Annotated in this window: 17 protein-coding genes and 2 tRNA genes; 7 read left to right on the top strand and 12 right to left on the bottom strand. The window is 62.3% G+C overall.

Annotation, left to right across the window (positions count from 1 at the left end; genetic code table 11):
• Positions 1-60 precede the first annotated feature (60 nt).
• From AB3X98_RS12460 to AB3X98_RS12430, 7 genes are all read left to right on the top strand, one after another.
• On the top strand, positions 61-411 hold the full coding sequence (locus AB3X98_RS12460) for a phage GP46 family protein (protein ID WP_368605892.1): 351 nt from the start codon (positions 61-63) through the stop codon (positions 409-411).
• A complete protein-coding gene (locus tag AB3X98_RS12455) occupies positions 411-1,478 on the top strand; it encodes a baseplate J/gp47 family protein (RefSeq protein WP_368605891.1) in 1,068 nt (355 codons plus the stop codon). The genes AB3X98_RS12460 and AB3X98_RS12455 overlap by 1 nt, the downstream gene beginning before the upstream one ends.
• Entirely contained in the window at positions 1,475-2,044 is a 570-nt protein-coding gene (locus AB3X98_RS12450) for a YmfQ family protein (RefSeq protein ID WP_368605890.1), read from the top strand. Before AB3X98_RS12455 ends, AB3X98_RS12450 begins: the two co-directional genes overlap by 4 nt.
• 2 nt (positions 2,045-2,046) lie before the next feature.
• On the top strand, positions 2,047-4,161 hold the full coding sequence (locus tag AB3X98_RS12445) for a glycosyl hydrolase family 28-related protein (protein WP_368605889.1): 2,115 nt from the start codon (positions 2,047-2,049) through the stop codon (positions 4,159-4,161).
• A 122-nt stretch (positions 4,162-4,283) separates the two neighbouring features.
• Complete coding sequence (locus AB3X98_RS12440) at positions 4,284-5,078, top strand: DNA adenine methylase (RefSeq protein WP_368605888.1); 795 nt, start codon at positions 4,284-4,286, stop codon at positions 5,076-5,078.
• A gap of 111 nt (positions 5,079-5,189) precedes the next feature.
• A complete protein-coding gene (locus tag AB3X98_RS12435; protein ID WP_368605887.1) occupies positions 5,190-6,113 on the top strand; it encodes a hypothetical protein in 924 nt (307 codons plus the stop codon).
• A 12-nt stretch (positions 6,114-6,125) separates the two neighbouring features.
• Positions 6,126-6,488, top strand: coding sequence for a hypothetical protein (locus AB3X98_RS12430; RefSeq protein WP_368605886.1), 363 nt, complete (start codon positions 6,126-6,128; stop codon positions 6,486-6,488).
• Between the two features lie 294 nt (positions 6,489-6,782).
• On the opposite strand, the gene AB3X98_RS12425 is transcribed toward AB3X98_RS12430, so the two are convergent.
• The 12 genes from AB3X98_RS12425 to AB3X98_RS12370 form a co-directional block, all read right to left on the bottom strand.
• Positions 6,783-6,859, bottom strand: a tRNA-Pro gene (locus AB3X98_RS12425).
• Positions 6,860-6,952: 93 nt separating this feature from the next.
• On the bottom strand, positions 6,953-7,351 hold the full coding sequence (locus AB3X98_RS12420; RefSeq protein WP_368605885.1) for a MerR family transcriptional regulator: 399 nt from the start codon (positions 7,349-7,351) through the stop codon (positions 6,953-6,955).
• Between the two features lie 127 nt (positions 7,352-7,478).
• On the bottom strand, positions 7,479-7,889 hold the full coding sequence (locus tag AB3X98_RS12415) for an integration host factor subunit alpha (RefSeq protein WP_028204248.1): 411 nt from the start codon (positions 7,887-7,889) through the stop codon (positions 7,479-7,481).
• 91 nt (positions 7,890-7,980) lie between these two features.
• Positions 7,981-10,437 (bottom strand): phenylalanine--tRNA ligase subunit beta, encoded by a 2,457-nt coding sequence (gene pheT / locus AB3X98_RS12410; RefSeq protein WP_342945943.1) that lies wholly within the window; start codon positions 10,435-10,437, stop codon positions 7,981-7,983.
• A 108-nt stretch (positions 10,438-10,545) separates the two neighbouring features.
• The gene (pheS, locus tag AB3X98_RS12405) at positions 10,546-11,559 is read right to left on the bottom strand and encodes a phenylalanine--tRNA ligase subunit alpha (protein WP_069268188.1); all 1,014 of its coding nucleotides are present in this window, start codon (positions 11,557-11,559) and stop codon (positions 10,546-10,548) included.
• A gap of 223 nt (positions 11,560-11,782) precedes the next feature.
• Entirely contained in the window at positions 11,783-12,142 is a 360-nt protein-coding gene (rplT, locus tag AB3X98_RS12400) for a 50S ribosomal protein L20 (protein ID WP_004192938.1), read from the bottom strand.
• 30 nt (positions 12,143-12,172) lie between these two features.
• Positions 12,173-12,370, bottom strand: a complete 198-nt coding sequence (gene rpmI, locus AB3X98_RS12395) for a 50S ribosomal protein L35 (RefSeq protein WP_004191477.1) — start codon at positions 12,368-12,370, stop codon at positions 12,173-12,175.
• Between the two features lie 291 nt (positions 12,371-12,661).
• Positions 12,662-13,183: a translation initiation factor IF-3 gene (gene infC / locus AB3X98_RS12390; RefSeq protein WP_083245567.1), complete on the bottom strand. Its 522-nt coding sequence runs from the start codon at positions 13,181-13,183 to the stop codon at positions 12,662-12,664.
• 50 nt (positions 13,184-13,233) lie between these two features.
• Complete coding sequence (gene thrS, locus AB3X98_RS12385; RefSeq protein ID WP_368605884.1) at positions 13,234-15,141, bottom strand: threonine--tRNA ligase; 1,908 nt, start codon at positions 15,139-15,141, stop codon at positions 13,234-13,236.
• 292 nt (positions 15,142-15,433) lie between these two features.
• Positions 15,434-15,510 (bottom strand) — tRNA-Val (locus tag AB3X98_RS12380).
• 86 nt (positions 15,511-15,596) lie between these two features.
• Positions 15,597-17,846 (bottom strand): bifunctional (p)ppGpp synthetase/guanosine-3',5'-bis(diphosphate) 3'-pyrophosphohydrolase, encoded by a 2,250-nt coding sequence (locus tag AB3X98_RS12375; protein ID WP_342945945.1) that lies wholly within the window; start codon positions 17,844-17,846, stop codon positions 15,597-15,599.
• Between the two features lie 60 nt (positions 17,847-17,906).
• Complete coding sequence (locus tag AB3X98_RS12370) at positions 17,907-18,260, bottom strand: RidA family protein (protein ID WP_069268191.1); 354 nt, start codon at positions 18,258-18,260, stop codon at positions 17,907-17,909.
• Positions 18,261-18,326: the final 66 nt, after the last annotated feature.

Here is an 18,326-nt window from a genome sequence, read left to right as displayed (position 1 = left end):
GGTTGCCTCCTGACATCGGACAGCTGATATCGCACGGGGTCATTCCGGGACAATTCCGGCATGGACCCCGCACTCGATCCTTCCACACGCGACTATTCCGGTAGTTTCACCACGAATCTCTCGAACGCGGTGTATCTGCGGCTGGAAACTCCGCTCGGCTCTTACTGGGCCGACCCGACGCTCGGCTCACGCCTGCATGAGCTGGAGCGCGAAAAGGACGTCTCACGCATTCATCGCCTCGCTGTGCAGTACACCGAGCAGGCGCTTCAGCCCCTGATTGACGATCATCGCGCGCAATCGGTGACGGTCACGGCGAACAGCATCGAGCCGGGCTGGCTGTTGCTGCTGATCGACGTTGTCGACGTAAGCGGCAAGCCGCAGCACTTCAAACACCGCGTGAAGGTGCTGTGATGTCGTTTACCGTCAAAACCTTCGACGAGATTCAGGCAGGAATCCTTCGCGATATCTCCGACGATCTGCCTGAAGCCGACACCGGCGCGGATTCCGATTTTGCGATTCGCGCCAATGCGACGTCGAGCGCGATCGAGGGTCTGTATGAACACCAGCAATGGATCGCCAAGCAGATCTTCCCGGATACGTGCGATCCCGACACGCTGCTGTTGCATGCGCGCGTGCGCGGCCTGTCGAAGAAATCGGCTGTTCCTGCGAGCGGCAGCATTCAGCTGACCGGGACGCCTGGCGCGCCTGTGAACGGCACGGTGGTCGCGCAGACACTTGCAGCGCAGCAGTACCTGACAACGGCCACCGGCGACATCGGCCCGGACGGCACGCTAACGCTCGCGGCGCAGGCTGTGATGGCTGGCAGCGCCGGCAATGCAGCGGCAGGCACCACGCTCACGCTGCTGTCGGCACCGAATGGCGTGAACAGCGCAGCGTCAATCGTCAGGATGGTTGGTGGCACCGACAACGAAACCGACGGCGAGTTGCTCGCCCGTCTGCTGGAGGTTATCCGCCGGCCACCAGCGGGCGGAAACAAGTGGGACTTCCGCCGCTGGGCGATGAATGTCGACGGCGTGACGGCCGCGTATGTCTATCCGTTACGGCGCGGTCTCGGTACGTGCGACGTCGTCATCACGTCGTCCGGCGGTCTGCCCTCGGCCGCCACGATCGCGGCCGTGCAAGCCGCTATCGACAGCCAGCGTCCTGTGACCGCCAAGAACTGTCTGGCGCTCGCGCCGACCATCGTGGCCGTGGATCACGATGTCCGCATTGCGTTTTACAGCGGAACGCTCGACATCCTTACGCAAAGGGTGCAGACGGCCATCTCGGGATACTTCGCGGCGCTGCCGCCGGGCGCTGCATACGTCAAGAGCCGCATCGAAGGCGTCGTAACAGACACCGATGGCGTCACCGATCGCCTTGTCGTCACGCCCGCCACGAACCTGACGCCGGTGGTCGACGCCACGGTTGTGCAGTGGTGCCAGCTCGGCAAGCTCAGCGTGGCGCGCATGCTATGAAACACGTAGATCTGTTGCGCGCACTTCTGCCGCCTGTCAGTTACGACCCGAACGCAAAGAGCATCGCGGTGCAGCTGGAGGCCGAAGGGGACGGGCTCGACGACGCACAGACCAGCGCCGAGGTCGTACTCGGGGCCGTTACGCCGTTCTATGCCGGCGAACTGATCTCGGACTGGGAACGCGTGGTCGGCATCACACCCGCCACAAACGCGACGCAGGACCAGCGCGTCGAAGCGGTCGTCGAAAAGGTCAGGGAAACCGGCGGACTGTCGATCCCGTATTTCACGGCGCTCGCGAAGCGCATGGGTTACACGATCAAGATCGAAGAGCCGCAGCCCTTCAGCGCGGGCGTGAGCCGTGCCGGTGAGCAGCTCTGGGTCACCGACATCATCTGGGTCTGGAAGGTCATTGTTTCCGGCACGGCTCCCATTGATTACCGCTTCCGCGCCGGCACCAGCGGTGCAGGCGACTCTCTGCATTACTTCAGCGATCCAGTTATCGAACAGGTCTTCAAGGATCTGAAGCCTGCATTCACCTTCGTCTACTTCGCCTATACCGGAAACTGACCATGCAACGTGTCGATTCTCCCGACAACAGATTTCATGACGGCAACCCCGAAGAAGGGGTGCTCGGAACATTCGTGATGGCTGCGTGGCTCAACGCGCTGCAGGAGGAAGTCGCAAACGCGATCGAGTCCACTGGCGTCCAGCTCGACCCCACACGGTACACGCAGCTACGCGATGCCATTCACGCGATCAATGTGCAGCGTACCGTCCTCGTCGACACCGGTGTCAAGAACGCCTATGCGGGGGCGAACCCGACGCCGCTGACGGCCAATACCCTTGTGTCCGGCGTGCGGCAGCTCGTCCAGATTGAAAACAACAATGATGGACCGTCCACCTATGCGCCGGACGGCCTGCCGCCCAAGCCGATTCTGGGCATGAACGATCAGCCACTGCAGGGTGGCGAACTGGTCTCGCCCGGTGTGGCTGATTTCACATACATTGTGCATCCGGCATTTAACCAGGGGAACGGCGTCTGGCTGCTGGACGACTGTTCGGGCGGTGGCCGGCAGACTGCGCCCGCGACGCAGAGCGGACATGCGGTGCCCCTCGGGCAGCTCACGGACCATAGCGACGGCACGCCAGGTGCATCTCTCATCGGCTGGGACGGCGGCACGCTCGCGACCCAGATGCAGCGCCGCATCAGCTATGTGGCGGATTCGGTTGCCGAGATCAGTGCGCTGAGCGTTGCGAAGTACACGCGCGCGTTCGCGACCGGCTTTGGCGGTGTCAACGATGGTGGTGGCGGCGCATATCAGTACATCGCGACCTCGACGGCCACCATCGACGGCGCGACCGTACTGTCGGCTGCAGGCGGTGTCGGCCGATGGCATTTACAGATCACCGGTCGCATCTCGCTCAAACAGTTCGGCGCGAAGGGGGACGGGAAAACCGACGATACGAGGGCCGTGCTTGCGTGGCTCGCCTTCGTGCTGGCCACCGGCATCGAAGGCTACGCGCCGGCCGGCACCTACGTCGTCACGCAACAGGTGGTCATGGACTGGGGTGCAGCATGGAAACCGGGTGCTACCTTCAGGGGTGCGGGCATGAATCGCGCCGTGTTTGACCTTTCCAGCGTCGCCACTGCACCGGCGTGGTTGTTGACCGATAGCACCGGCCAGAAGGCTGCATTCCACGGCGCATTTACTGACATGGGACTCAAGGGGACATGCGCGGGACCGGTGTTTCAGGTCGGTCTGGAGGATGGTTCCGATGCGTTCAACGAGTTCGAGATCAAGGTCGGTGTATCGAACCTTAACGCAACGGCTGTTGCGAACGGAGTCGGCCCCGCCTGCGCGATCGAGCTGAATGGTGTCTACAACAGCGACCTGTTCCTTGTTGCCAATAATGCCGGCCGTGGCGATGCCATCCGGTTGCGATACCTGCAGTTCTCAAGGGTGTTCGGCAGCTTCGGGAACGCCGAGACTGCCATGCACCTGACGGGCGGCTATGTGGATGGCAACACGTTCATTGCCCTGGACCTTGAAGTGGTCAATAACTGCGTGGTGATTGATGCGGCTAACGTCGCACGCAACACATGGATCGGCGGTCAGTTCGTATGGAGTAACGGTGTGGGGCCGGCAGGACACGCGATCGTCGCGACGAACGGCAACACGAACCGGTTTGTCGGCTGTAACTACGCGAGCGCTGGCGACATCGTATCGGCTGCGAGCGCGGTTGGCCTTGAGATCGACAACACGGGCGTGGGTTTGCACACATCGGGTGGTTCGAACGTTTCACCGATCGCCGGCGACGCAGCGCTTAGCGTCAATTCGGTAGCAGGCAATGTAGCGGAGTTTTCCTTCCGCACCGCCGGCAGCTTGCGATGGACGCTCGCGCGCAACAACTCTGCAGAAGGCGGCGGCAATGCCGGTTCGGATCTCATCCTTTCCCGTTACGACGACACGGGAGCCGTGATCGATAATCCGCTATGGATCAACCGGGCATCGGGAATGGTCGACATCCCGAAGCTGTCGGTGCAGTCGATCGCGCTGTTCAATGGCGGGCTGATCACCGCGCCGGTTTCGATCACCGGCTCGCGGGGCGGCAACTCGGCGGTCGCCTCGGTCATCAACCTGCTCACCAGATTGAATCTGGCTGTCGACAACACGACGGCGTAATGCAGTACCGGTGGCCGGGCACGGGGAATACTGGCCGGCCACCGTGAACAAATGCGGGCCAAAGCCCGGACACCTCCTGCCTACTGGAGGTGAGAACGTCCAATCAAACATTCGCAAAATAAATGGCACAACCGATCATCCCGTGGCTCGGCGGCAAGCGCCGTCTGGCCGAGCAGCTCATTCCGCTCTTTCCGCAGCACGAATGCTATGTCGAGGTATTCTGCGGTGGCGCTGCCCTGTATTTCCTGCGGCCGATGCCTGCACCGGTCGAAGTGCTCAACGACATCAACGGCGAGCTGGTGAACCTCTATCGCGTCGTGCAGCATCACCTCGAAGAGTTCGTGCGCCAGTTCAAGTACGCCATTTCGAGCCGGCAGGTGTTCAAGTGGCACCAGCTCGCAGTCCCGGAAACCCTCACCGATATCCAGCGCGCGGCACGCTTCTATTACCTGCAACAGCATGCGTTCGGCGGCAAGGTGGACGGGCAGACGTTCGGCACGGCCACCACCGCGCCATCCGTCAATCTGTTGCGCATCGAGGAGGCGCTGTCGGCCGCGCATCTGCGACTCGCGGGCGCGCACGTCGAGAACCTGTCATGGCAGGAATGCATGACGCGATACGACAGGCCGCACACGTTCTTCTATTGTGATCCGCCGTACTGGCAGACCGAAGGCTACGGCGTGCCTTTCCCGTTCGAGGAATACGAGCGCATGGCGGCCGTGATGCGTTCGTGCAAGGGCAAGGTGATGGTCAGCGTCAACGACCATCCAGACATCCGGCGCGCGTTCGACGGCTTCCCGATGCTTGGTCTCTCGATCAAATACAGCGTGAATAACAACAGCGGCGGGCCGTCGACGAGCCGCGAGCTGGTCATCACCAACTGGGAGCCAGGCACGCAGACGGGAGGGCTCTTTTAAGCACCACTCAAGCGTCAAAAAAGGTCAATTTTCGTCAGGCTGCGTCTGCGACGCAGCTGCCGCCGTTACGATCTGCCTCTCGACTGGCAACAGAAAAGGGTGGCTTGGCCTATGAGCTACAACAGCCTTCACGTCCCGCTGGACATCGGCACCTGGCAGTGCACCCTCGTGCCCGCGAGCGACTTCTATCACGGCTGGAGCTATCGGCAGAGGTGGGATCCGTTCGCGGATCGCGACACGCGCGAGAAGATGGAACGCCAGATCGCCGACGACAAACGCACCTTCGGCCGGTACTTCCGGCCGAACTATGACCTGCGCAGCATAACCGGCGAGGCCGCGTTGGACGAAATTCGGCGTTTCCTGGGCGATTTGCTGAACGTGGCGCACTGGAACCTGCCGGCGGACAATGCCGGCATCGAGTGCGCGCTCAAGCGGGCCGTTGTGGATCGCAAGCTAGTGCCGATTGTCAACCGCGACTGGGGGGCCAACCAGAGGACGTACCGACCAGCACCCGCTCCGGAGCGCTGGCCGCAGACAGGCGGAGGTGGCTGGGCGCCACGCGTCGAACCGTACGGGGGCGCTTACGGCGGGCCATCGGCGGTCGTGAGCACCGCGCCGACGCTCGCGGACGAGGTGGCCAGCAGCGCGGCAGACGACGGAGGTGGTTTCGATTGGCTGGGCGTGGCCGAGGCGGTGGCCGGAGGCGACGGCGAGTCAGATCAGGCCGAAGACGCATTAGCCGATGGCGACACGTCGACACCGCTCAGCGATGCGCAGCCGTTCGAGTACTCTCCGGACCAGGTCAACGGCGATTCATTTGATATAGCCAAAACTCCGAATCTCGGAGACCCGGGGTCGTGGTACACAAATCCAGGCAGCGGGCAAATGCGATTGTACGGGGATGATGGTAAGCCGGTCGTCGATCTCGATTTTGACCACGTACACAACGGGTTGCAGCCCCATGCGCACAATTGGAACAACGGCGTGCGAGACGGTGGGGACGATGTCGTGCCGTTCAGCCCTTGGAGTCCCTAAAGGAGTCACGCGATGGACGTTATCAAGAAATTCAATTCATTTCACGACTGGTATTTGATGGGCGTCTCAGCGGACCGCGAGGCAAGCATGGTAGAACTCGATCTGATGTTCGATAACAAAAAGGACCGGGCTCGTGTCCAATTCAAAGGCGCGACGCGCTGTCTTGCGCGCGATTTCCTCATTCAAAACATCATCTACGACGTGAAGGTACTCACGGAGTATGACTCCCATGACTATCAGCGCGCGCTCCTCGCGCTCGAAGAATCATATTTCGGCAAAGAGAACCGCCCCAATAAGCCAATTGCATCTGTAAGCGCCACGCTGGGCGCGGAATTGCTTATCGAGTTCGATACCGTGGACGTCGTTACGGGCTAATCCTGCCTCGCGAGCTGCACTGCTCCCGGCCTTTCACGACGCTTCTAGCGCAGACAGCACACGCCGCCTTCGGGCGGCTTCATTTTGTCCTCGCCGGTGACAAATCCGGCGCGAAGGCTTGAAATCAACGCGTGACAGACAACGCGCCAAATGGTGTCAAAACGACCGCGACGTTACAGCCCTTCGTCTTCTTCCCTTCGGTGTGGGCGAGTGTGGTGTGTGGGTGAAGTGTGGGTGATTTTGAGCGGGCAAGAAAAAGGACTTACGGCTTTCACCGTAAGTCCTTGATTTTCTTGGTCGGGGCGAGAGGATTTGAACCTCCGACCACCTGCACCCCATGCAGGTACGCTACCAGGCTGCGCTACGCCCCGAGAGCTAGAAAGTATAACAGAGAGTTTCCCTAATTAGAACCGCTTCGCACGTAATTCGTGAACGACTCACATGCATGCCTTCAGCGGGGTGTTTCAGCGCCCGAGCAGATCGAGCACATGCAGCAATTCCTTGCGCAACTGATCGACGTCCACGAGGGCGGTCGTGCCTTCGGCAACCGGTGCCCCCACGGCTTCGGCGTGCCCCGCTTCGTCGGCTGCCGCCCCATGCGAGTCGAGCCGATTGCGCGCGCCGTTGATCGTGAACCCCTGCTCGTAGAGCAGTTCGCGAATGCGACGGATCAGCAATACCTCGTGATGCTGGTAATAGCGACGATTGCCGCGCCGCTTCACCGGCTTCAACTGCGTGAACTCCTGCTCCCAATACCGCAGTACGTGAGGCTTCACGCCGCACAGCTCGCTCACCTCGCCAATGGTGAAGTAGCGCTTGGCGGGTATGGGAGGCAAGACGACCTTTTCGCTTGTCGATGTCATCGCCGGGTTGCCGTCGTGGGGGTTGCGCAATGAGGCGTCGCCGCCTGGGTCCTTGAAGTCCGCTATTTCTACTTATACGTTCACGCCCGCCAGATTGCCACCAGCGCGGGCAAACAACCTCAACGCATCAACGCGGGAAGCTCGCCTCGGCACCGCTCTCCACGAGCGCCTTCAACTTCTGGCTCGCATGGAACGTCACCACGCGACGCGCCGCGATGGGTATCGCCTCGCCCGTCTTCGGGTTGCGGCCGGGTCGTTGCGGTTTGTCGCGCAACTGAAAATTACCGAAGCCGGACAGCTTCACGCTGTCGCCGCTTTCAAGCGCGTCGCGAATCACTTCGAAGAAGGCTTCGACCATGTCTTTCGCTTCGCGCTTGTTGAGACCGACGTTGTCGAACAGCAGCTCAGCGAGTTCGGCTTTCGTCAGCGTGGGCGTGTCGTTCGTGGCGCTTGCCGACGAGGCAGGAATGTCGCGAATCATGGCGCTACGCTGTGCCGCAAGAAGGGCTTCGAAATCACTCGAGTTCATTTCGTTCATCTATCTATGCAATGGCGCGCTGCCGGTTGCGGGGTTGACTTGCCACCTCGCAAACCGGAAGCCGATGTCGGTACGTGAAGAGCCGAGAAGCTTATCCGCGCAACCGGGCGCCATACACTCGAGCCAGGCGATCCACCAGGGACTTGATGGCCGTATCGACCGTTTCGTCCTGAAGGGTTCCGCCAGTATCTTGCAGGGTCACCCGGAAGGCAAGGCTTTTCTCGTCCGCGCCAAGTCCGGAAGTATTTGATTTTGCACGAAATTCATCGAACAGCGCAACCCTCTGCACAATCCGGCAAGGCTCGTCTTGCATGCCCTTCTGGAACTCGTCGAGCAGCGCTTGCACCTCGATCTTTTGATCGACAACGAGAGCGATGTCACGGCGGACCGGCGGGAATTTCGAGACTTCGCCTGGCGTCGGCAGTTCGCGCGCCATCAGTGCGTCGGCCTCGACCTCGAAGAGCATCGGTGCATGCGGCAGGTCGTACTTCTGCATCCAGCGCGGATGCAGCTCGCCGATCCAGCCCACGGCACGGCCATCGACTTCGATGCGTGCGCTACGTCCCGGGTGCAGCGCGGGGTGCTCTGCCTTCACGAAACGCGGCGTCTTCGCGGCGCCGAGCGATGCGAACAACGCTTCGAGATCGCCCTTCACGTCGAAGAAGTCCACGCCGCGCGTCTGCGCGCCCCACTGCTCTTCGAGCGCGGGACCGTACGCGAGCGCGCCGATCATCTTCGGTTGTGCGAAGCCTTCCACCGTCATCTCGCTCGCCTTGATCGACGGATCGTGCAGGAACACGCGGCCCGCCTCGAACACGCGCACGCGGTCGGCGCGGCGGTTGAGGTTGTGGCGCAGCACGTTGACGAGGCTGCCGAACAGCGTCGTGCGCATGACCGAGAGCTGGTTCGCGATCGGGTTCAGCAGCTTCACGGGATTCGCGTTGCCCGCGAAGTCCTGTTCCCATTCGGCATCGACGAAGCTGAAGTTGATCGTCTCGGCGTAGTCGCGCGCGGCGAGCGCGTGGCGAATGGCGTGGATCGAACGGCGCGTTTCGTGGGTCGCGCGCATTTCGCTGCGCGCCACCGGCGGCAACGCCGGAATCTTTTCGAAGCCGTAGATACGCGCGACTTCCTCGATCAGGTCTTCTTCGATCTCGATGTCGAAGCGGTACGGCGGCGGCGTGACGATGAAGCTCTCGTCGCCCGCGTTGTCAACGCTGCGCGTGAACGCGAGGCCGAGGCGCGTGAAAATCTGCGCGATCTCGTCGGCACTGATCTTCACGCCGATGATGCGGTTCGCGCGCGCCACGCGCATTTTCACCGCTTCGCGCGTAGGCACGTTCACGGTTTGATCGTCGATCGGGCCGGCTGCGCCGCCGCAGATATCGAGGATCAGCTGCGTGATGCGCTCGATGTGCTCGACAGTCGTCGACCAGTCCACGCCGCGCTCGAAGCGATGGCCTGCATCGGTCGAGAAGTTGTAGCGGCGCGAGCGGCCACGAATGCTGTCCGGCCACCAGAAGGCGGCTTCGAGATAGATGTTCGTGGTGTCGAGCGTGACGGCCGTGCTGTCGCCGCCCATGATGCCCGCGAGGCTTTCGATCTCGCGGTCGTCGGCGATCACGCCCACGGTTTCATCGACTTCGACGGTATTGCCGTTGAGCAGCCTGAGCGTCTCTCCTTTACGGCCCCAGCGCACGTCCATCGAGCCGTGGATCTTGTCGAGATCGAACACGTGCGACGGGCGGCCCAGTTCGAGCATCACGTAGTTCGAAATATCGACGAGCGCCGAGATGCTGCGCTGGCCCGAACGCTCGAGGCGCTCGACCATCCACATCGGCGTCTTCGCGTGCGCGTTCACGCCGCGGATCACGCGGCCCGAGAAGCGGCCGCACAGGTCCGGCGCCGAGATCTTCACGGGCAGCTTTTCATCGAGCTTCACTTCGACCTTCGGATACACGGGCGCCTGCAGCGGCGCGCCGGTGATCGCGGCCGTTTCGCGCGCGATGCCATACACCGAAAGGCAATCGGCCTTGTTCGGCGTGAGCTTGATTTCGAAGATGGTGTCGTCGAGATTCAGCGCTTCGCGGATATCCTGGCCGATCGGCGTGTTTTCCGGCAGGATCATCAGGCCGCTGTGGTCTTCCGAGAGCTTCAGTTCACGCGCGGAGCACAGCATGCCCTGGCTTTCCACGCCACGCAGCTTGGAGAGCTTGATCGCGAAAGGCTTGCCGCCTTCTTCGGCGGGCGGCAGCTCGGCGCCCACGAGCGCCACGGGCACCTTGATGCCGGGCGCGACGTTGGGCGCGCCGCATACGATCTGCAGCGTCGCGCCGGTGCCGGCATCGACTTGCGTGACGTTGAGCTTGTCCGCGTCCGGGTGCTTGACGACTTCGAGCACACGGCCCACGACGATTTTCGTGGTGGGGGGCGCCGCCGGGCTCAGGCCTTCGACTTCGAGGCCGGCCATGGTGAGCGCGTGGGCCAGTTCATCGGTCGTGAGCTTCGGATCGACAAAGCTTCTCAGCCAGGATTCGGGGAATAGCATTTGGTTTTACGTTCCAGACAGATTGTGACCGTCGCGTAGGCGGATGCTCGCGCACCTTCTTCAGGTGCTGCGTCCGCCTCGCGCACTGCAAGCGAATGCGTCGCCGCTCTACGCGAACTGACGCAAAAAGCGCAGATCGCCTTCGAAGAACAGGCGCAGGTCCTGCACGCCATAGCGCAGCATCGTCAGGCGTTCGAGGCCGCTGCCGAACGCAAAGCCGATGTAGCGCTCCGGGTCGAGGCCCATGTTGCGGATCACGGTCGGATGCACCTGGCCCGAGCCCGAGATCTCGAGCCACTTGCCGGCGTTCTTGCCTTGCTCGAACATCATGTCGATTTCGGCCGACGGCTCCGTGAACGGGAAGTACGACGGACGGAAGCGCACCTGAATGTCGTCACGTTCGAAGAACTTCTTGAGGAAGTCCGTGTAGACACCCTTCAGGTCTGCGAAGCTGATGTTCTCTTCGATCCACAGGCCTTCGACCTGATTGAACATCGGCGAGTGCGTGGCGTCGCTGTCCACGCGATACGTGCGACCCGGCACGATCACCTTGATGGGCGGCGTGTGCGTGCGCGCGTAGCGCACCTGCATCGGACTCGTGTGCGTGCGCAACAAAAGCTGACGGCCATCGGCGTCCTTGCCGTCCACGTAGAACGTGTCCTGCATGGAGCGCGCCGGATGGTTCTCCGGGCTGTTGAGCGAGGTGAAGTTGTACCAGTCGGTTTCGATCTCCGGACCGTCGGCCACGTCGAAGCCGATCGAGCCGAAAATGCGCTCGACGCGTTCCCACGTCTGCATCACGGGGTGCAGGCTGCCCGTGCCCGTGCCGCGGCCCGGCAGCGTGACGTCGATCGCCTCGGCGGCGAGACGCTGGTTCAGGAGCGCGTCCGCGAGCGCCTGGCGGCGCGCGGTGAGCGCGGCTTCCACTTGCTGCTTGACGGCGTTGATGCGCGCGCCTTCGGTCTTGCGCGTTTCCGCGTCGAGCTTGCCGAGACCCTTGAGCAGTTCGGTCAGCGCGCCGGACTTGCCGAGAAAGCGGGCCTTTTCGTTTTCAAGCGTGTTGACGTCGGGGGCGGAGGCGAACGCGCTTTGCGCGTCGGCGACAATCTGGTCCAGATCCATTGATCCCATCTTTTCAGCGTCAGAGTTTGAGACTTGGAGCCTCTCCGCGCTCACGGCACGCCATGATGACGCCTGGCAATGACGGCGCGAAGACACTCCATGAAGCGGCGCAAGAAGCGTAATTACCAACAAAAACGGGGCTCGGTGAGGAGCCCCGTTTTTGTTGCAGCATCACCGAGACTACCGGAATGTCTGCTGCAACGAACCTGCGCAATACCTGCTATCAGGCAGCGACGGCGGCCTTCACCTGCTTGACGATCGCAGCAAATGCAGCCTTGTCGAACACAGCCATGTCAGCCAGAACCTTGCGGTCGAGTTCGATCGAAGCCTTCTTCAGGCCGTTGATGAACACGCTGTAGGTCATGTCGTGCTGACGCACCGCCGCGTTGATACGCGTGATCCACAGTGCGCGGAACACACGCTTCTTGTTGCGGCGATCGCGGTAGGCGTACTGGCCTGCGCGCATGACCGCCTGCTTGGCGATGCGATAGACGTTATTGCGACGGCCGCGGTAACCCTTGGCCAGGTTGATGATCTTCTTGTGGCGGGCCCGTGCGGTAACCCCACGTTTGACTCGAGGCATGTTTCGCTCCTATGAGTTATCGGTTGAGGATTACGCGAACGGCAGCATTGCGCGCACGGAGTTCAGATCGGAATCATGAACGGCCGTTGCACCACGCAGATGACGCTTGTTCTTGGTGGTCTTCTTGGTCAGGATGTGACGCTTGAAGGCTTGACCGCGCTTGACGGTACCGCCCGGACGAACCACGAAGCGCTTTGCAGCGCTCTTCTTGGTCTTCATCTTCGGCATGACAGACAACTCCATTATTTGATGGACATGGGTGTGCGGTTGGCGCAGTGTTCACACACCTTGCCGGGACTCCGCCCTTCGAAACCCACTCCACTTGTTTTGGCGACTGGCTGGCTTTTGAAAAACAAGCTCGCCGCCGCTTCCAGGAAAAACGCCCGTTTGCCGCACTTCACGTGCAGCGCGCGGGCGCCGTTCCGGAACCTGCTTGCCGCCTCCTGCGCCTGGGCGCCGAAGACGTCATTGAAAACTGCATGTTGACCGCCGCGCAGGTCGAACCGCGCGGCACGCCAGTTACTTCTTCTTCTTGGGCGAGAGCACCATGATCATCTGGCGCCCTTCCATCTTCGGCATTTGCTCGACCTGACCGACTTCTTCGAGGTCGGTGCGCAGGCGCTCGAGCATACGCATACCGATTTCCTGGTGGGCCATTTCGCGGCCCCGGAAACGCAACGTGATCTTCGTTTTGTCGCCATCGTCGAGGAAGCGGATGAGATTACGCAGCTTGACGTTGTAATCGCCATCGTCTGTACCCGGGCGGAATTTGACTTCCTTGACCTGGATGACCTTCTGCTTGAGCTTGGCCTCGTGCTGCTTCTTCGATTCCTGGTACTTGAACTTGCCGTAGTCCATGAGGCGGCACACGGGAGGCACCGCCTGCGGGGCAATTTCAACCAGATCGACGTCCTGCTGTTCCGACATGCGGAACGCATCGGCCAGTTTTACGATGCCGAGCGGCTCGTTCTCGATTCCGACGAGACGCACCTCGGGTGCAGTGATTTCACCGTTGATGCGATGCGACTTATCCGTAGCGATGTTACGTTTCCTCTAAAAATTAAAAAAACGAGCCGCGCTGCCGCAGTGGCTTACCTGAACGTCTTGATGTCTTCCGCAAGACGCGCTGTAAAGGCATCGACGGGCATGACACCCAGATCGACGCCGCCACGGGCACGCACGGCTACCGTTTGTGCTTCACGCTCCTTGTCGCCGACGACAAGCAGGTAGGGGACCTTCTCAAGCGTGTGCTCGCGTATTTTATAGCTAATTTTCTCGTTGCGCAAATCGGCCACCACTCTAAGCCCTTGTTTTTGCAACGATTGGACCAGATTCGCGGCATATTCGGCCTGACTTTCCGCGATATTCATCACAACGGCCTGCACCGGAGCGAGCCACGGCGGCATCGCGCCGGCATGGTGCTCGATCAGAATCCCGAGGAAGCGCTCCATCGAACCGAGGATGGCCCGGTGCAGCATGATCGGGCGGCGGCGGCTGTTGTCCTCGGCCACGTACTCGGCGCCAAGGCGCTCCGGCAGGACCATGTCCAGCTGCAGCGTGCCGCACTGCCACGAGCGGCCGAGCGCGTCCTTGATGTGGTACTCGACCTTCGGACCGTAGAACGCGCCCTCGCCCGGCAGTTCTTCCCACTGCAGACCGCAGGCCGTGAGCGCCTCGCGCAGGCCCTGCTCGGCGCGATCCCACGTCTCATCCGTCCCCGCGCGCGAATCCGGGCGCAGCGAGAGCTTGATGTCGATGTGATCGAACCCGAAATCCTTGTAAATGCTCATCGCCAGCGTGTTGAAGGCGATCGACTCGCTGATGATCTGATCTTCCGTACAGAAGATGTGCGCATCGTCCTGGACGAAGCCGCGCACGCGCATGAGGCCGTGCAGCGCGCCCGACGCCTCGTTGCGGTGGCACGAGCCGAACTCCGCGTAGCGCAGGGGCAGATCGCGGTACGAGCGCAGGCCATGGTTGAACACCTGGACGTGGCCCGGGCAGTTCATCGGCTTGATCGCGTAGTCGCGCTTTTCCGACTCCGTCGTGAACATGTTTTCACGATAGTTCTGCCAGTGACCCGACGCTTCCCAGAGCGAACGGTCCATGATCATCGGCGTCTTGATTTCGTCGTAGCCGGCCAGGCGCAGGCGGCCGCGCAGGTACTGCTCGACCTGCTGCCAGAGCGTCCAGCCCTTCGGGTGCCAGAACACCATGCCCGGCGACTCGTCCTGCATGTGGAACAGGTCGAGCTGCTTGCCGAGCTTGCGGTGGTCACGCTTTTCGGCCTCTTCGAGCATGTGGAGGTACTGATCCTGGTCTTCCTTCTTCGTCCAGGCCGTGCCGTAGATGCGCTGCAGCTGCTCGTTCTTCGAGTCGCCGCGCCAGTAGGCGCCCGCGACCTTCATGAGCTTGAAGACCTTCAGTTTGCCCGTGGACGGCACGTGCGGGCCGCGGCACAGGTCCGTGAAGCCGCCGTGCGAGTACAGCTTGATTTCCTGGTCGCCCGGAATCGACTCGATGATCTCGGCCTTGTACTTCTCGCCGATGCTCTTGAAGTAGTCCACGGCTTCGCCGCGCGTGACGACGCGGCGCGACACCGGCTCGTCCTTCTTCGAGAGTTCCTGCATGCGCTTTTCGATCTTCTCGAGATCTTCGGGCGTGAAGGGGCGGTTGTAGGCGAAGTCGTAATAGAAACCGTTGTCGATGACCGGTCCGATCGTGACCTGCGCTTCCGGATACAGCTCCTTCACCGCGTAGGCGAGCAAGTGCGCCGTCGAGTGACGGATGATGTCGAGGCCGTCGGCGTCCTTGTCCGTGACGATGGCGAGCGATGCGTCGCGATCGATCAGCGTCGACGTATCGACCAGTTCGCCGTCGAGCTTGCCGCCGAGCGCCGCCTTGGCGAGGCCGGGGCCAATCGAAGCCGCCACTTCGGCGACCGTGACGGGATGATCGTACTGTCGAACCGAACCGTCGGGCAGACGTATCGCAACCATGTTTTTCTCCAGAAGTGCCGCGCAGGCACATCGTATTGTTCGTGGGGAACAGACCGCGGAAAACTTCGCAGCGAAAAAAAATGCGGCCCCGCTTTCGAGGGGCCGCATTCACTTTTCAAACCTGACTGCAGAGGCGAAAGAGGTCCTCGACTAGCGTCGCTCCGAAGTAGTTTCGGTAAACGTTCGCGGTGTCATAACCGTATTCGCCTTATGGCTGCTTCCTTTGCAGGCGCAGCGCGCTGTGTGCATTTACTGCCTTGAGCCCCCGGCAAAGCCAGGGATTCGATTTCGTTGGTAGGCTCGATTGGACTCGAACCAACGACCCCCACCATGTCAAGGTGGTGCTCTAACCAGCTGAGCTACGAGCCTGAAGAAGGAAGATTATATGAAGTAGCCGCAGACTTGGCAAGCATTTTTTGCAGTGCGGCAATCTTTGCCTGCCTCGTCTGGCCGCCTCAGCCCCTGCGCGACGCCCGCTGCACCCCGCCCACCTCGCCGAGCAGCACGCAGGCGCGCTGGATCTGCGCCGAACTCGACACTTCCACCGTGAACTGCATGTACGCCGCATTGCGGCGAGACTGCGTCTTCACGCCGATCACGTTCATCTTCTCGCGCGCGAACACTTCGGAGATGTCGCGCAGCAAACCCTGGCGGTCGGTGGCCTCGATCGAGATATCGACCGGGTAGACCGACTGACCGCGCCCGCCCATCACGTCGGCGGACCACGTGGTGTGCAGCACGCGCTCGGGCGCGCGGGCGGCCATGCGCCGGAAGGTCGGGCAGTCGCTGCGATGGATCGACATGCCCTTGCCGCGCGTGACGAAACCGCTGATCGCGTCGGGCGGCGCGGGCCGGCAGCAGCGCGCGAGCTGCGTAAGGAGCGCGTCCACGCCCACCACCAGCACGCCCGACGATCCGCCATGCGCGACGTTCGCGCCGCTCGCGCGCTTGGTGAGCTGCTCGGGCGTCTCCTCTTCGGGCTCGGCCGCGGGCGCGTCGTGCAGCGCGTGCTCGACGTTGCGCAGGCTGAACTCTTCCTTGCCGACCACGCTGAAGAGATCGTCGGGCGACTTGAAGCCCAGCTTGGCCGCGAGCTGATCGAGACTGACCGACGTGCGGCCCTCGCGCTGCAGCGTCTTTTCCACCATCGCGCGGCCGTTGGCGATGTTTTCCTGCGCCTCGATCGCGTTGAACCACGCGCGGACCTTCTGGCGCGCACGCGGGCTCTGGAGATAACCGAGCTGCGGATTGAGCCAGTCCCGCGACGGGCCGCCCTCTTTCACCGAGACGATTTCGACCGTCTGGCCGTTGCGCAGCTGGGTATTGAGCGGCACCATCGCGCCGTCCACGCGCGCGCCGCGGCAGCGATGGCCCAGTTCGCTGTGCAAGTGATAGGCGAAGTCGAGCGGCGTTGCGCCCTGCGGCAGCGCGATCACGCGCGCCTGGGGCGTGAGGACGTAGATGTGGTCGTCGTCGAGGGTGGCCTGGCGCAACTGCTCCCACGGCTGGCGCCCATCCGACACATCGTCCTTCCAGGCGAGCAGCTGGCGCAGCCACGCGATCTTCTCGTCGTAGCTGCTGCTCGCGCTGAACTGGCCGCCGTAGCCCTTCGCACCGGCTTCCTTGTAGCGCCAGTGCGCGGCCACGCCGTATTCGGCGAACTGATGCATCTCGTGCGTGCGGATCTGCACTTCGAACGCGCGGCCGTCGTCGCCGATCACGACCGTATGCAGCGAGCGATAACCGTTGGGCTTGGGCCGCGAGATGTAGTCGTCGAATTCCCTCGGCACCGGCTGCCAGAGGTTGTGCACGATGCCGAGCACCGTGTAGCAATCCTTGATGTCGGGCACGATCACGCGGAACGCGCGCACGTCGTAAAGCTCGGAGAAGTCGATCTCCTTGCCGCGCATCTTCTTCCAGATGCTGTAGATGTGCTTGGGCCGCCCGCTCACCTCGGCCTGGATATGCGCCGCGGCAAGCTCGCTCTGCAGCCGCGCGATCGCCTCGGACACGTAGCTCTCGCGCTCCACGCGCTTTTCGTCGAGCAGCTTTGCGATGCGCTTGTAGGTATCGGGCTCCTGGAAGCGGAACGCGAGGTCTTCGAGTTCCCACTTCAGTTGCCAGATGCCGAGGCGGTTGGCGAGCGGTGCGTAGATTTCGAGCGTCTCGTGCGCGATCTCGGGCGCCGGCTTGATCTTCGCCGCCGCATAAAAGCGCAGCGACTGCAAACGCGACGCGAGTCGGATCAGCACGACGCGAATGTCCTGCGCGAACGCGAGCAGCATCTTGCGCAGCGACTCGACCTGCGCGCGCCGCGCCGCCTGGGCGTCGCGACTTTCGCGACCCGCTTCGGGCACGGCGTGCTGCGCCGCGCGCAGGCTCACGGTGCCGAGCCGCAAGAGCTTGCGCACGTCGAACACGAGCTTCGCGACTTCCGCGCCGAAGCGCGCTTCGAGCGCGCCTTCCGGATCGTCGAGATGCGGCGCGAGATTGAAGAGCGCCGCGGCAAGCACCGCAGGCGGGTCGACATTGAGCCGGCTCATGATGACTGCCGTGCCCTGCGCATGCTCGATGAGCGGCTCGCCCGTGGAAAGACGTGCGTCGCCGGCGTGCTCGCGCACGAACGCAAGCGCGTCGTCGAGCGACGGCAGCGCGCCGGGATCGGCGGTAACCGCGGGGGAAGGAGGAACGGTGTCGCTACTCATGAGGCGATGCCCACCGGCTTGCCGGACAGGCGACAACGAAAAGGATCCAACCAGCTGCGCTCAATCGCGCTGCGCAGCCACCACGACGATCTCGACCAGGCATTCCGGATTCGCGAGCTTCGCTTCGACCGTCGCGCGCGGCGGCGTCGCGCCTTGCGCAACCCACTTGTCCCACTCGGCGTTCATGCCGGGGAAATCCTTCATGTCGGCGATATAGATCTGCACCGAGAGCAGCAGCGACTTGTCGCTGTTCGCCTCACCCAGCAGACGGTCGATGTGGCCGAGCACTTCGCGCATCTGGCCGCCGATGTCCTGCGTCGTGTCTTCGGCGATCTGGCCAGCCAGGTAGACGGTGCCATTGTGGATGGCGGTTTCCGAGAGACGCGGGCCAACGTGGTGACGAATGACTGCCATGAAAATTCCTGTTGAGAAGTGAAAAACGGTCGACTTCCGGACCGGCACGATCCGGTGCGCATCGGC

The sequence above is a fragment of the Paraburkholderia sp. BR14312 genome (assembly GCF_040948675.1).
GTDB lineage: Bacteria > Pseudomonadota > Gammaproteobacteria > Burkholderiales > Burkholderiaceae > Paraburkholderia > Paraburkholderia nodosa_A.
The sequence above is the reverse complement of the archived record's forward strand: the minus strand, read 5'-3'. Positions and strand labels throughout refer to the sequence as shown.